This is a genomic window from Empedobacter sp. UBA6305 (assembly GCF_002440405.1).
Lineage (GTDB): Bacteria > Bacteroidota > Bacteroidia > Flavobacteriales > Weeksellaceae > Empedobacter > Empedobacter falsenii_B.
The window spans coordinates 4,211-19,390 of sequence record NZ_DJTP01000021.1 but is presented as its reverse complement, the minus strand read 5'-3'; the positions used below and the strand labels follow the sequence as shown (position 1 = coordinate 19,390).

General features: G+C 31.9%; 13 protein-coding genes, 2 tRNA genes and 1 pseudogene. 8 read left to right on the top strand and 8 right to left on the bottom strand.

The window, feature by feature from the left end; genetic code table 11:
- Positions 1 to 96: 96 nt before the first annotated feature.
- Positions 97 to 1,017: pseudogene (locus tag B3M86_RS05645) on the top strand (MATE family efflux transporter); the annotation flags it as partial.
- Between the two features lie 35 nt (positions 1,018 to 1,052).
- Here B3M86_RS05645 and B3M86_RS05640 read toward each other — a convergent pair.
- Positions 1,053 to 2,378, bottom strand: coding sequence for a hydroxymethylglutaryl-CoA synthase family protein (locus B3M86_RS05640; protein WP_291075956.1), 1,326 nt, complete (start codon positions 2,376 to 2,378; stop codon positions 1,053 to 1,055).
- A gap of 175 nt (positions 2,379 to 2,553) precedes the next feature.
- On the opposite strand from B3M86_RS05640, the gene B3M86_RS05635 reads away from it, so the two are divergent.
- On the top strand, positions 2,554 to 3,192 hold the full coding sequence (locus B3M86_RS05635) for an HdeD family acid-resistance protein (RefSeq protein ID WP_291075954.1): 639 nt from the start codon (positions 2,554 to 2,556) through the stop codon (positions 3,190 to 3,192).
- A gap of 43 nt (positions 3,193 to 3,235) precedes the next feature.
- On the opposite strand, the gene B3M86_RS05630 is transcribed toward B3M86_RS05635, so the two are convergent.
- Entirely contained in the window at positions 3,236 to 3,379 is a 144-nt protein-coding gene (locus tag B3M86_RS05630; protein WP_168801854.1) for a hypothetical protein, read from the bottom strand.
- 34 nt (positions 3,380 to 3,413) lie between these two features.
- Positions 3,414 to 4,970 carry a cardiolipin synthase gene (gene cls / locus B3M86_RS05625; protein ID WP_291075952.1) on the bottom strand — a complete coding sequence of 519 codons (1,557 nt, stop codon included), beginning with the start codon at positions 4,968 to 4,970 and terminating at the stop codon, positions 3,414 to 3,416.
- A 131-nt stretch (positions 4,971 to 5,101) separates the two neighbouring features.
- Between cls and B3M86_RS05620 the strand changes: the two genes are divergently transcribed.
- The 4 genes from B3M86_RS05620 to der all read left to right on the top strand — a co-directional run bounded on the left by B3M86_RS05620 (position 5,102) and on the right by der (position 7,515).
- A tRNA-Phe gene (locus B3M86_RS05620) sits at positions 5,102 to 5,177 on the top strand.
- Positions 5,178 to 5,289: 112 nt separating this feature from the next.
- A complete protein-coding gene (locus B3M86_RS05615) occupies positions 5,290 to 5,640 on the top strand; it encodes a phosphomannose isomerase type II C-terminal cupin domain (RefSeq protein ID WP_038336510.1) in 351 nt (116 codons plus the stop codon).
- A 35-nt stretch (positions 5,641 to 5,675) separates the two neighbouring features.
- A complete protein-coding gene (locus B3M86_RS05610) occupies positions 5,676 to 6,104 on the top strand; it encodes an adenylyltransferase/cytidyltransferase family protein (RefSeq protein ID WP_180905607.1) in 429 nt (142 codons plus the stop codon).
- A 103-nt stretch (positions 6,105 to 6,207) separates the two neighbouring features.
- Positions 6,208 to 7,515, top strand: a complete 1,308-nt coding sequence (der, locus tag B3M86_RS05605; protein ID WP_125349172.1) for a ribosome biogenesis GTPase Der — start codon at positions 6,208 to 6,210, stop codon at positions 7,513 to 7,515.
- A 108-nt stretch (positions 7,516 to 7,623) separates the two neighbouring features.
- On the opposite strand, the gene B3M86_RS05600 is transcribed toward der, so the two are convergent.
- A tRNA-Arg gene (locus B3M86_RS05600) sits at positions 7,624 to 7,697 on the bottom strand.
- Positions 7,698 to 7,888: 191 nt separating this feature from the next.
- Here B3M86_RS05600 and B3M86_RS05595 point away from each other — a divergent pair.
- Both B3M86_RS05595 and B3M86_RS05590 read left to right on the top strand, forming a co-directional pair.
- Positions 7,889 to 8,956, top strand: coding sequence for an ABC transporter substrate-binding protein (locus B3M86_RS05595; protein WP_291075950.1), 1,068 nt, complete (start codon positions 7,889 to 7,891; stop codon positions 8,954 to 8,956).
- Entirely contained in the window at positions 8,957 to 9,466 is a 510-nt protein-coding gene (locus tag B3M86_RS05590) for a MepB family protein (protein WP_291065056.1), read from the top strand.
- 22 nt (positions 9,467 to 9,488) lie between these two features.
- Here B3M86_RS05590 and B3M86_RS05585 read toward each other — a convergent pair whose 3' ends face one another.
- The 4 genes from B3M86_RS05585 to B3M86_RS05570 form a co-directional block, all read right to left on the bottom strand.
- A complete protein-coding gene (locus B3M86_RS05585; protein WP_291075948.1) occupies positions 9,489 to 10,994 on the bottom strand; it encodes an NAD(P)H-hydrate dehydratase in 1,506 nt (501 codons plus the stop codon).
- Between the two features lie 83 nt (positions 10,995 to 11,077).
- On the bottom strand, positions 11,078 to 12,097 hold the full coding sequence (pheS, locus tag B3M86_RS05580) for a phenylalanine--tRNA ligase subunit alpha (RefSeq protein WP_219034641.1): 1,020 nt from the start codon (positions 12,095 to 12,097) through the stop codon (positions 11,078 to 11,080).
- Positions 12,098 to 12,246: 149 nt separating this feature from the next.
- On the bottom strand, positions 12,247 to 13,383 hold the full coding sequence (locus tag B3M86_RS05575; protein ID WP_291075946.1) for a DegT/DnrJ/EryC1/StrS family aminotransferase: 1,137 nt from the start codon (positions 13,381 to 13,383) through the stop codon (positions 12,247 to 12,249).
- A 214-nt stretch (positions 13,384 to 13,597) separates the two neighbouring features.
- Positions 13,598 to 13,810: a hypothetical protein gene (locus tag B3M86_RS05570; RefSeq protein WP_291075944.1), complete on the bottom strand. Its 213-nt coding sequence runs from the start codon at positions 13,808 to 13,810 to the stop codon at positions 13,598 to 13,600.
- Between the last annotated feature and the right edge of the window lie 1,370 nt (positions 13,811 to 15,180).

Below are 15,180 nucleotides of genomic sequence, written 5' to 3'. Positions count from 1 at the left end.
AGTTGTTCATTCTAAATCGTTTTGTAGTTAAAACAATTTACTGATTTTCAATCAAATGAACAACTTTATTATTTTTAAATCAAAATGCACAACGAGTCAATTGTATTATTATTCTTGATTAACGGAATTTTTCGCGGAGCTGGAAATGCAGCAATTGCGATGAAAAGTTTGTGGTTAGCTAACGGAATAAATATTATTCTGTGTCCAATTCTTGTTCGCGGATGGTTCTTTTTTCCTGAAATGGGATTAGAAGGAGCAGCCTTAGCTACTGCAATTGGTAGAAGTGGTGGTGTGGTTTATCAATTGTATGGTTTAACGAAAAAAGATTCATTAATTCAAATCAAATGGAGTTATTTCGTTCCAAAATCTAAACTAATTATCAATATTGTAAAAATTGCAGTTCCTGCTATTGTACAATATATTATTGCAAGTTGTAGTTGGATTATTCTTGCGCGAATTGTTGCTCAATCTGGTGGAGAAATTGCGTCTTCTGGTTATCAAACAGCTTTACGACTGATGATGTTTTTTATGTTACCTGCTTGGGGATTGAGTAATGCTGCGGCAACTTTAGTTGGTCAAAACTTAGGAAATAAAGATCCCGAAAAAGCAGAAAAATCAGTCCTTATGACCATGAAATTTAATATCATCTACATGTTGATTGTAAGTGTTATATTCTATGGATTAAGTAATTATTTAGTTTCAATTTTTACAACAGAAGAACATATCAAAATTGTTGCAAAAGAAGGAATGTACATTTTGGCAACTGGTTTTTTATTATACGGAATTGGAATGGTAATGATGAATGCTTTTAACGGCGCGGGCGATACAATGACGCCAACGATTATCAATTTTGTTGGATTTTGGTTATTCCAAATTCCATTAGCGTATATGTTAACGTATCATTTCAATTTGAAGGAAGAAGGCGTTTTTATAGCAATTCCTGTTTCGGAAACGTTTATTGCAATTTTAGCATTTATTCTCTTTAAACGAGGGAAATGGAAGCAGAAAATAGTATAAAAAAAATCGCTCAAATGAGCGATTTTTTTATGTTTTTATCCTTTGTAAGTATAATATCTTGCACCTTTCAAATCTGGAATTTCAGTTTCAATGCGATCTAAAGCAAAACCTTTCGAATCATTAATAGATGTTTTCAGATTTTTATTGTGTAGATCTTGGTATTGTTCAAAAGAAATTGCTTCTCTTTTATTTAAATAAGTGAACAAATCCATTTTATTCATCACATTCTTCCAACCTTCACCAATTTGTCCTTGAAAAACTTTCGATTTAGATCCAGAACCATACGCAATAAAACCAACTGTTTTTCCATTTAATTCTTCATTGCTATCTGCGCTTACTTGTAGAGCCGATAAAAATGCCGTGAAAACAGAAGCTGTGTACATATTTCCGATCTCAGAAGAAGCACGTTGAGTTGGTTCTACTTTTTCTTTGATTAACGCTTTATATTCATCCGATTTTGAAACAATTTTCAAATTATCATTCGAATTATCTTGATTATTTTCTAACGCAAAAACATCCGAAAACATTCTTTTTCCTTGAAATGCATAAGGCAAGTGAAAAGCAATATATCGCCAATTTTCGTACAATTTACCTTCTATTTTAGCCTCATCTTTAAAGTTGAAATAAGCTTCTCTAACTCTTTTTTTATAACATTCGTTAGAATATTGCCCTTCGAAAATTGGTTCATCAGAAAAGATTTCGATTTCAGATTTTGTTGTTCCTAAAGCATTCAAAATCGCTTCATCAGAAGTTGATTGATGTGGTTTAAAGAAATCAAAAACAGATTCCATTCCAATTCCCCAATTGTTATCAAACGCAATCAAATCTGGTTGATTCGAGATTAACATCGCTACTGCACCAGCACCTTGCGTATATTCTCCCGTCGATTCTAAGCCATATTTTGCATAATCGGCTGCAATTACAATTGCTTTTTTAGCTGGATTTACACGAACATAATCAATAGAATTGTGCATCGCATCTACTCCACCCACGCACGCAAACGTCATATCCACAACATCTGTATGTCTAAAAGGTCGTTCACCAAATTGTTTAGCCAAAACAGATTCTACCAATTGTACTGCATAAGTTGCGGTTGGTTTTGCTCCATCTAAAGCGCTTTCTGTTCCTAAATAAATTCGTCCGATTTCAGTTGGATTTATATCAAAATCTGTGATTAATTTCAACAAAGCATTCGCAGCGATAGTTGCTGTATCTTCATGAACATCTAAAACAGACATTTTCTTTAAACCCAAACCAATTTCAAGTTTATCAGGATCAATATTGCGTTGAATTGCTAAATCTTTTATTGGTAAATATATATGCGGAACGTAGATAGAAGCCGCCTCTATTCCATACTTCATTTTCGTTGATTTTTAAGCGAACTTCAAAGTTAAGGGTATTTTAATTTTATTCTGGCATGAAATAAATCCTGAATTTTAAGAAATCTAATTTCATTATAAATTACTCAAAAAAGAATGCTTTTAATTATAATATTTCTTAAATTTAAGAGCATAATTTAAAATATCAATTTTCAAAATGGCTCGTACTTTTTACAAATCAATCAAAAATTCTGTCAAATATTGGTGGATTTTATTAATCATTGGATTATTATTCGTTGGACTTGGAATTTATACATTCGCATTTCCAACAGCATCGTATGTTGCACTTTCAGTATTTTTTGCTGTATCTTTTTTATTCTCTGGAATTTCGGAAATTGTTTTTTCGATCTCAAATAAAGATGAAATTGACAGTTGGGGCTGGACATTAACGTATGGAATTATCACCACAATTGTTGGATTTATGTTAGTTGTTAATCCTATTTTAAGCTTAGAAGTTTTTGCTTATTATGTTGGGTTCTTAGTGTTATTCCGCTCAATCTCTGGAATTAGTTATGCTTTCGACCTGAAAAATTATGGTGTAAGAGATTGGGGTGTTTCGTTATTTTTGGCAATTGTTGGATTAGTTATTTCGCTTATTTTATTATCATCTCCACAATTAGCAGGTTTAACAGCTGTTGCATGGCTAGGATTAGCAGTTATTTCTACCGGATTATTTGCGATTTTTATTTCATTACAATTGAAGAAAATTAAAGATATCCCGAATAATATTTCAGATGATTTACGAAAACGATACGAAGAAATTCGAAAAGAAATTGAAGATTTTAAAAATCAATAATAAAACAAAAACCTCTACTTTAATTGAAATAGAGGTTTTTGTTTTATTTTCCCAAGATTCCTTCTAAAAATCCAGTTTTAAAAGATTCAATCATAACATCTGGTTGATCTATAAAATTTAGAAAACCATAAGCTAGAACTGCACCTATAGCAATTTTTCCAATTGATAACAAAGATAGCTTTTTCATATTACCTTGATCTAAAATCGAATGTAATAAATATTTACAATACCGGTGCTAATAATCTACAAATCGATGCAAACGCACGGTTATACCAAGGTCTATTTTCCCATTTTTCAATAGTTAATAATTCTGAATCCTCTTTATCTATATCAAATTGAGCACTCATTTGTTGTAATAACGTTGCATTTTCAATCACCGAAGTAATCTCGAAATTAATCATAAAACTACGATAATCTAAATTCACTGTTCCAATAAAAGCCAATTTATCATCAACCGTTATTGTTTTGGCGTGAATAAATCCTTTTTCGTATAAATAAACTTTTACACCCCGCTTCATCAAAGGTTTTAGGAATGATAATGACGCTTGTTGCACTACAATAGAATCGCCTTTTTTAGGGATAATCAACTCCACTTCTACTCCGCTCGAAACAGCAATCATCATCGCTGTCTTAAATTCGTCACTTGGTATAAAATATGGTGTACACAATTGCACTTTCTTTTTCGCTAAAGTAATTGCCAAAATCATCGCTTCCATTGCCGAATGTACATCACTACCAGGCGAAGAAAGTCCGAAACTAACAGTTGCAGCATCTTCAAAAATCTTACTTTGAGAATTGTAAAAATAATTTGAATCAGAAATATTATACTTTTTGCCTTCCGTCATCATCCAATTTAAGTAAAAATGCAATTGCAAACTATTGATAGAATCTCCTTCAATCATCACAGAAGTATCACGCCAATAAATCTTATTATTTGGACTTATTACACCATTTTGATTGATGTATTTATCACTAATGTTAATTCCACCTAAAAATGCTTTTTTACCATCAACAATCAAAATTTTACGGTGATTACGGTAATTAGAATTCGCTAAAGAAGAAAATCGAACAGGTAAAAATGTTTGAAACTCCACACCTGTTCCATCAAATCTTGAGTGATGTTTATTCAGTTTTGATGATCCAAAATCATCCGCAGTTACACGAACTTCTACACCATTTTTAGCTTTTTCAATCAGAATATCAATGATTTCATTTCCAATATGATCTTCATCAAAAATGTAATATTCGAGATGAATATGATTTTTAGCTTCACGTAAAGCTTCCAAAAAAAGAGGAAATTTTTCTTCTCCATTTGTCAACAACTTTACTTTATTATTTGTTGCAGGATAAGCAACTCTTGCATTATTTAAATAACGATAAACCTGTGACAAAGAACCAATTCTTGCATTTACTTTATCTAAATCATCGTGAACAAATTGATCCATTTCAGCCCATTTTTCATTGATGATTTTTTGATGATTCTTATCTATACGTTTAAAAAATTCATCTTTTTTAAATTTCTGTCCAAAGAAAAAATATAAGATTATTCCAATAAACGGTAGAAAAACAATCACCAGTATCCATGCAATTGTTTTAGTAGGGTTTCGATTTTCGATCAAAATAGTAACAATCACCAGTATCCATGCAATTGTTTTAGTAGGGTTTCGATTTTCGATCAAAATAGTAACAATCACCATTATATAAAGGACGGTAAGCGGAACCCAATACCATTCTTTGATAAAATTCCAGATGTGCAAAAGTGTGATTGACCATTCCATTTGTTACCAATTCGTAATTTTTATAAAAATAAATGAATAAAAATCAATTCCTTAAAAAATTAATAGAAAATATTTAAAAATAATTTTGGAAATATAAAACAAACCTTCTTATATTTGCAATCCAAAATGACGGTGCCTTAGCTCAGTTGGTAGAGCAAAGGACTGAAAATCCTTGTGTCCCTGGTTCGATTCCTGGAGGCACCACCACATTTATAAAACCTCAAGCATGTGTTTGAGGTTTTTTTTTTGAATGAACATAACAATTTATTCATCGAGTATTTTAGAGTTGTATCTAAATATTCCGTAAATTGCATAAAACATGGAAATAGGAAATAGACCTTGGGGTTCGTACTACGTATTAGAGGACACCGATATATATAAATTAAAAAGAATAGAAGTGAATGTTGGCGGGCGTTTGTCTTACCAATACCACAATCATCGTGCAGAAGTTTGGACAATTGTTCAAGGAACTGCAATGGTAACACTTGATGATAAAGAATATGAATACAAAGCAGGTGAAGTCGTTATTATTCCATTAAAAGCAAAACATCGTATTCAGAACATAGGTAATGAGACTCTAATTTTTATCGAAGTTCAACATGGTACGTATTTTGGTGAGGAAGACATCATTCGAATTGAAGATGATTACAACCGATCATCTGAAGATTAATAAAAACTAACTATAAAAGACTAAACTAATTGACTATGAAAATCGGAATTACATTTAGTGCTTTTGATTTGCTTCATGCGGGACATATCAAAATGCTAGAAGACGCAAAACAACATTGCGATTATTTGATTGTAGGTTTACAAACAGATCCAACATTAGATCGACCAGAAAAAAACAAACCAACACAAACTGTTGTAGAACGCTACATTCAGTTAAAAGGTTGCAAATTTGTTGACGAAATTGTGCCTTATGCAACAGAAGAAGATTTGGAAGACGTTTTGAGATCTTTCAAAATCGATGTGCGTATTTTAGGTATTGAATACCAAGACAAAAACTTCACAGGACGTAAATATTGTGAAGAAAAAGGAATCGAATTGTATTACAATTCAAGAGACCACCGTTTCTCAAGTTCTGGACTTAGAAAAGTGGTTGCCGAAAAAGAACTTCTTAAAGTTGTAAAATAAAAATGGAGTAAGGTTAGAGTTTGTCTAACCTTTTTTATTTACAATACTTTCTCAATCAAAAAATTAATGTAAAAAATAATTCTAAAAATTATACCTTTGCAAAATGTCAAATATAGTTGCAATTGTAGGAAGACCAAACGTTGGTAAATCTACGTTCTTCAACAGAATGATCCAAAAAAGACAAGCTATCGTTGATGACACTTCTGGTGTTACACGTGACCGTCACTATGGAAAATCTGATTGGAATGGAAAAGAGTTTACCGTAATCGATACCGGAGGGTATGTCGTTGGTTCAGATGATACCTTTGAAGAAGAGATCCGCAAGCAAGTTGAATTGGCTATTGATGAAGCAAATGTAATTTTGTTCATGGTAGACAATCAAGTTGGTTTAACGGATATGGATAAGGAAGTTGGCAACCTTTTAAGACGCACTAAGAAGCCTACATTCTTAGTTGTGAATAAGGTCGATACCAACAAAAATTTAGAAGATTCTTATGAGTTTTATAACTTAGGATTCGAAAAAATGTACACTATCGCTGCAATGAGCGGAAGTGGAACAGGTGAATTATTAGATGATGTGGTAGATTGTTTTAAAGAAGAACAACACATTGATCCATTCGAAGGTTTACCTAAAATTACAATCGTAGGTCGTCCAAATGCTGGAAAATCTACATTAATCAATGCATTATTAGGTGAAGAACGTAATATTGTAACGGATATCGCAGGAACAACACGTGATTCTATCGAAACGTTGTACAATAAATTTGGACACGAATTTGTTTTGGTAGACACTGCCGGAATGCGTAAAAAAGGAAAAGTTAGCGAAGATTTAGAATTTTATTCTGTGATGCGTTCGGTTCGTGCAATCGAAGAATGTGACGTATGTGTCTTGGTAATTGATGCAGAACGTGGAATTGAAGCACAGGATTTGAATATTCTTTATTTAGCAGAACGTAACCGAAAAGGTGTTGTCATCTTAATCAACAAATGGGATTTATTGGAGAAAGAAACCAATACGATGAAAGAATACAAAGATGCTATTCTAAAACGTATTGCGCCTTTTACAGACGTTCCTGTGTTGTTTATCTCGGCTCTTACAAAACAACGTGTCTTGAAAGCTGTTGATACATTTATCGAAGTTTACGAGAACCGTAGTCGTCGTATCAAAACAAGTAAATTAAACGAAACCTTGTTACCGATTATCGAGATTACACCTCCACCTGCAGTAAAAGGAAAATACATCAAAATCAAATATGTAACGCAGTTACCTACAAAAACGCCTCAATTTGCGTTTTTCTGTAACTTGCCGCAATATATTAGAGATCCTTACAAACGATTTATCGAAAATCAATTGAGAAAGGAATTCAATTTTGAAGGAGTTCCTATTGAAGTTTACTTCAGAAAGAAATAATAAAAATCCAAAAAGTCCATTTACAATTTGTAGATGGACTTTTTTATTGATAACAATAGAATTTAACATTCATAAAAAAAGCTCAACGATTGCCGCTGAGCATTTATGTGACCGAGACAGGATTCAAACCTGTAACCTCTTGAGCCGTAATCAAGTGCGCTATTCAGTTGCGCCACTCGGCCGTTTGAAATAATTGAAAGTATTTTCCCTTATTTTCGAATGCAAATATACAGCTCTTTTATCGTAAAAACCTAAGCTTTTCGAGAAAAATTTTTAACAATAATTTAATTTACAACGTATCAATCGCTTACAAAAATATTTTTTTATGATTTTGGCAGAATTCTTAACTTGCTTCCTCTAAATTCAATCCAAAATGATTAAAAAATTAATTCTAAGTTCATTCATTCTTCTTGCCATTAGTAGTTGTAAACAGTCGAAAGAAGCTGTTAAAACCGAACAAGAAAATACAACTTTTCAGTTTGCGAAAAATATTTCTATCGAAGAAAACAACGAAACAATCACGATAAAATCTTCTGGAAATACGATTTCATTTGATAAAAAAGACTTGCCAATCAAAACTGTGATGGTAGAAACTTCGTCTGCTGTGACGTTTTTAGATCAATTAGAAAGTCTTGATTTAATCAAAGGAGTTTGCGATGCAGATTTTATTTACAATCCTAAAATAGCAGAAGGAATTGCAAATAAATCAATCTTGAAAGTTGGAAATTCAAACGAACTATTCACAGAAATTATCTTAAAAAATAAACCTCAATTGATTATTGCAAGTTCTAATCCTGTTTTAGCAAAATTTCATCAACAATTGGAACAAAATGGAATAAAAGTATTGTATTTAGATGAATACAAAGAGCAAAACCCATTGGGACAAGTTGAATATCTGAAGGTTTTCGGAAAATTATTCGGAAAAGATACAGAAGCTGAAAAGCGTGTAGAGACGGTTAAAAATAATTACGACTCCATCAAAAATATCATTCAAACCAAAGCCAAAGGCAACATTTCAACAATTGTGAATACAATGTATGGCGATATTTGGTACGTTCCGACAAATGATTTGTTGCAAGCAAAATTAATAGACGATGCGAAAGGAAATTATATTTTCAAGAATAAAATAGGTGAAAATAGTTTGAGCTTAACATTTGAAGAAGTTTATACAGCTGGAAAATCTGCAAATTATTGGATTAATGTAACAAACGTAAATACGTTGGCAGAAATGAAAGCTTCTTATCCAAATTATGCGTGGTTTGATGCGTTTAAGAAAGGAAATGTTTACGCTTACAACAAACGAATGAATGCAAAAGGTTCGAATGATTATTTTGAACAAGGAATCCTTCGTCCAGATATTATTTTGAATGATTTAGGAAAAATTTTCTATCCAAATTTATTTCCAACGTATGAGTTGTACTTTTATCAACAATTGAAATAAATGACTGAAATTATTCAAAAATTCGAAGATTTTGTTCTAAAATCTTCGAATTTATCCATTTCAACTCTTGAAAAAGATGCAGAATGTGACGAATATATAGGTTATAATTTCAATGTTAATGAGTTTTCTATAAAATTTAGAAAATCGAAAATTACGCCTAAAAAAGTTGGTCAATTTGTAACATTATGGAAACGAAATACAGCTAAACAAACCGAACCTTTCGACGAAAATGATGGTTTTGATTATTACATTATTGCTGCAGAAGATGATTCTAAACTAGGTTTTTATATTTTTCCGAAATCAATTTTAATTGAAAAGAATATTTTGAGCTCAATTAAAAAAGAAGGAAAACGAGGTTTTAGAGTTTATCCGAATTGGGTAAAACCTGAAAATAAACAAGCGGAGAAAACTCAAAATTGGCAACAAGATTATTTTGTAGAAGTCAACAATCAACAGATTGACAAAACCAAGTTAGAAAAGATATTCAACAAAAAACGGAATTCAAATTGAGTTCCGTTTTTTTGTTATTTTTTCAAAAATTCGAATCCAAATAAAAATAAGCTTCACTGATAAAATCACTAATATTTGACGCAATTAAACTATGTGGATGAATTTTATTTACAGCCAAATCTCCAGCCAATCCATGTAAATAAACACCTAAAATTGAAGCTTCTGATGAATGATAACCTTGTCCAATTAGCGACGCAATAATTCCACTCAACGTATCTCCAGATCCAGCAGTTGCCATTCCCCAATTTCCTGTCGAATTGAAATAAATTTTACCTTCGGATGTAATAACTGCAGTATAAAAACCTTTTATAATAAATGTCAATTGATGAAAAACAGCAAGTTTTTTAACTTTTTCTAATTTCTCAAAATCATTTTCCCATTCTCCAATTAAACGTTGTAACTCTTTTGGATGCGGTGTTAAAACTGAATCTTGTGGAATCAACGTAAAACAATCTTTCTGATTAGCTAAACAATTTAATGCATCAGCATCAATCACCAAAGGTTGTTGTTGATTCTTAATCCAATTGATAAAATTTGCTTCTGTAGTTGGTTGTTGTCCCATTCCCATTCCAACAGCAATTCCTTGATAAATTTTTATCTCAGGAAAATGTTCAATTTGTTTTTCTGAATCATCAGTCAAACTCATTGATTCTATCAAATTTGTTTGCAAAATATTTAATCCACATTGAGGAGTATAAGTCGTTACCAAACCACTACCCGTCTTCAAGGCTGCTTTTGCACTTAAAATAATTGAACCTATTTTTCCTAAACTTCCACCAATTATCAACGTATGACCAAATGTACCTTTGTGCGAAAATTGACTTGGTTTCTTTAGAAATTTCTGAACATCATTTTTCTGTATAAAATAATAATTTGTCTCAAATTCATTACTCACATTTTGTTCTAATCCAATATCTAACAAAATAAATTCATCGGTGTAAATCTGATTTTCAGGAAATAATAAACCTAATTTAGGAACCTGAAAAGTATATGTTTTATTTGATTTACAACACGGAAAATATTTTTGCATAGGAGAATCAGCAATAAAACCAGAAGGCAAATCTATCGAGATAATTTGCGTCGGATTTGACTCTTCTATTTGATTGAAGACTGAATTCCAATCATCATGCAAAGGTTGATTAATTCCAATTCCGAAAATAGCATCGATAATAACTGAATTTTCAGGAAGTTGTAACTCTTCATTCACATTAAAAAAATGTAAATCATTAGAACTCAAAAGTTGTTGATTCTTTAAATTATCTTCGCTATAATTCTCTGATTTCATTATATAAATCAATGTTTTATAGCCTAATTTTTTCAATTCTCTTGCAACTCCTAATCCATCTCCTCCATTATTTCCTTTTCCGCAAAAAATAATAATTGGTAATTCTTTAGATGGAATATCATTCACTATATTTTCAGTCAATTTCAATACAGCTCGCTCCATCAAATCCCAAGAGGATATATTTTGATGTTTGATCGTTAATTGATCCCATTCTTTTATCTGTTTTGAATTGAGTATTTTCATGAATAACATTTGTTTACATAAAGGTAGTAAATAAAAAAAGGAACTCAAATTGAGTTCCTTTTTTTATTTATATTCTATTCATCTTAAAATAATTCTGATTGGAATTGCTCTAAGAAACGTTTATCATTTTCTGTATACAAACGGATATCTCCAATCTGATACAACAACAACGCAATACGCTCAATTCCCATTCCGAATGCATAACCCGAATATTTCTCAGGATCGATATCTACATTGCGCAAAACGTTAGGATCTACCATACCACATCCCATAATTTCTAACCAACCTGTACCCTTTGTCATACGATAATCAGTTTCAGTTTCTAATCCCCAATATACGTCAACCTCAGCAGAAGGCTCTGTAAATGGGAAATATGAAGGACGTAAACGAATTTCAGATTTACCAAATAACTCCGTTGTAAAATAACTTAAAGTTTGTTTCAAATCTGCAAACGAAACACCTTCGTCGATATACAAACCTTCAATTTGGTGGAACATCATATGCGAACGAGACGAAATCGCTTCGTTACGGTAAACACGACCTGGCGCTAAGAAACGCATGGGAGGTTGATTTTTCTCCATATGACGAATCTGCGTAGACGATGTATGCGTACGCAACACAATATCTGGATTAGTTTCGATGAAAAATGTATCTTGCATGTCTCTCGCAGGGTGATGTGCAGGCAAATTTAACGCTGTAAAATTGTGCCAATCATCTTCGATTTCTGGCCCTTCAGAAACGCTGAATCCAATGCGATTAAAAATCTCGATTATGCGATTTTTTGTAATGTTAATTGGATGACGAGAACCCAATGTAAAAGGCTCTCCAGGACGCGTCAAATCTAAAGAAGAATCAGTTTTTCCTTCGTTTGAGATTTCATTTTTAAGAACAGTTGATTTTTCTGTTGCCAATGTTTTTAATTCATTCACAACTTGACCAAATTCCTTTTTTTGTTCATTCGGAACAGATTTGAACTGTGTAAACAAGTCCGTTAAAATTCCTTTTTTTCCTAAAAATTTAATTCTGAATTCTTCAATTTCAGCAGCATTTGTTGAATGGAAGTTTTTTACTTCTTCAATATATTGTTTGATTTGGTCAATCATAATTTCTGATCAATTTGATTACAAATTTAACCGATAATCAACTTATAACAAATTATTCGAGTACTTTTATTAAAAACGTCTAATTCTTATAAATAAAAATCCTCCTAAGAAAACTTAAGAGGATTTGATTGATATTATATTTTTAAAAATTATTTTCCAAATACTTCTTTTACTTTAGCTGTAATTCGTTCGCGTTCTACATCAGTTAAATTAGAACCAGAAGGTAAACATAAACCATTTTCAAATAATTCTTCTGCTACCGTTCCTCCATAATAAGGTGCATCAGCAAAGACAGGTTGCATATGCATTGGTTTCCATAATGGACGAGATTCGATATCATCTTCTAAGAAAGCTAAACGTAAATCTTCGCGTGTTTTCCCTGCTACTTTTGGATCTATTAAAATCGCAGATAACCAATGGTTAGAGAAATAATCAGAACTTGGTTCTACAAAAACAGTTACGCCATCAATATCCGCAAACAACTCTTGGTAGAATTGATTCATTGCACGACGAGCTGCTACTCTATCCGCTAAAACTTCCATTTGTCCACGACCGATACCTGCTGTAATATTACTCATACGGTAATTGTACCCAATATGCGAATGTTGATAATGTGGTGCGTTATCACGTGCTTGCGTTGCTAAAAAGACTGCTTTATCTTTATCTTCTTGTGTTTGACAAACTAATGCTCCACCACCAGAAGTTGTAATAATTTTATTTCCATTAAACGACAAACCTCCAAAACGACCAAACGTACCACAAGCTTTTCCTTTGTAAGTAGAACCTAAAGCTTCTGCAGCATCTTCTATCACAGGAATGTTATATTTATCAGCAACAGCATGTACTTCGTCTACTTTATATGGCATTCCGTACAAATGCACTGCTAAAATTGCTTTTGGTGTTTTTCCTTTTGAAATTCTATCTTTAATTGCTTCTTCTAATGCAATTGGGCAAAGGTTCCATGTATCTTTTTCCGAATCTACAAAAACAGGCGTTGCACCTTGGTACGCAATTGGATTTGCTGTTGCTGAGAATGTCATCGATTGACAGATTACCTCATCACCATGTGAAACCCCACATTCTATTAATGCTAAATGAATTGCCGCTGTTCCTGCAGATAATGCTGCAACTTTTACATCTGCATTTAAGAAATTTTCTAAATCTGCTTCAAAACCATTTACGTTAGGTCCTAATGGTGCAACCCAGTTTGCATCGAATGCTTCGTGAATGTATTTTAGTTCGTTACCTCCCATATGAGGAGATGATAACCATATCTTTTCAGCCATTTTATAGTTGTTTTTGTTGAGCAAATTTATGATAAAACTATGATTTTTGCTACATTAGTTTATCATAAAACTTCATAAAATAAAAATTCTTATTAATACTCTCTCAAGCATTTTCTTAATGTAAGAGTTTTAATCACGGTTTCTCATCCTTTTTCAATACTCAAATTCACCTTTAATAAGGAATTAAAAACCGTCATTGCTGAAAATTCGAGCGTCAATTCGGCGTAGTGAGCGTTAAAAATGATTTATGTTCGCATTTCATATGCGAATGTTCTAAAGCATTTAGCGAATAGCCATTATTGACCGACTTGTAAGCATAGACTTGTAATGCTTTGCATTCATGAATACCATAAAATAATAATAAACCATATGAATAACTTTTGATTACTTTTTGATCAAGACTTCCCCAAAGGGTATATGAATTCATTTGAAAACAATAATAACCCATGAATAAAAAGTAATAAATAAAGAACTACTAATTATCCTCTTATTCACGTAATTATGTTCAGAATCTCAACTCGTTGTTAATTTGAAGTATCGAGAAATCTATTACTTTCATTTTTTGCTCATCCAAAAAACATTTGAAATTAAAAGGAGGAGCCATGGTATGGCTCAGGTATTTTAAATAAATTATTTCCATAAAGTTGGCAACTCGCTCCACTCAGACACTCCAACTTTTTTTATTCCAATAATTTAGAGTTGAATTGCATTTCGATCCTAAATCGTCGGATTTTTTTAATTCCTATTTAAACATTCAAATCCACGTTTTATAACGGATTTTAGAGTCGACTTACGATTTGCAGACGAGTTTCAATCCATTGAAACAAGCGTAAAAAAGATTAGTGAGCGATAGCGAATCATTTAATATTTTTAGTGCGTAAAATGGTAATTGAACGTCGAAAATCGCAGTCTTGATTTTTTTGGTTCGTTTTTTCATCAAGGAAAAAATGAACATAAAGTACTTTCTATCACTTTTTTATTCATTACTTTTCTATTTTAATTATCGGTATTCATATGCCCTACGGGGAAATGAGTAAAAAAGTAATCAAAAAACTCTTGGCCGTAAACCTCTCTACTAAAAATGTTCTCATTTCACTAAAGATTTTACAAACCCTACGGGCTAAAACCTTTTTAACGCTCCATTCATCCATTTTCTTAACGTGAGAGATTTAATGCCGTTTTCTTCATCCTTTTTCAATATTCAAATCCACTTTTAACAACAAATTCAAACCCGTCATTGCTGAAAAGTCGAGCGTCAATTCGGCGTAAGGAGCGTTAAAAATGATTTATGTTCGCATTTCATATGCGAATGTTCTAAAGCATTTAGCGAATAGCAGTTATTGACCGACTTGTAAGCATTATACCTAAGCTCCACTGGAGCTTCTCCTTTTAATTTCAAATGTTTTTTTTATCAAGAAAAAAAATGAATAAATGTACCTAAGCTCCACAGGAGCTTCTCCTTTTAATTTCAAATTTTTAATTTCAAATTCTTAATCTCAAATGTTTTTTCATCAAGGTACCCGAAGGGTATATGAATTCATTTAAAAACAATAATAACTCATGAATAAAAAAATGAATAATCTTAATCATGCCCCTCAACTTTTTGACACTCGCCTCCAAATCATATGACATTTTTATGATCCTTTTTCAATATTTAAATACATAATACATTGTACGACTCTAAAATCTCAATTCTCACATCTACTTTTTACTTAATACTTAATACTTTTTACTTAATACATACTACATTTTACAACTCAACACCGATACACGAAGACCGAACAAACCATACGGAAC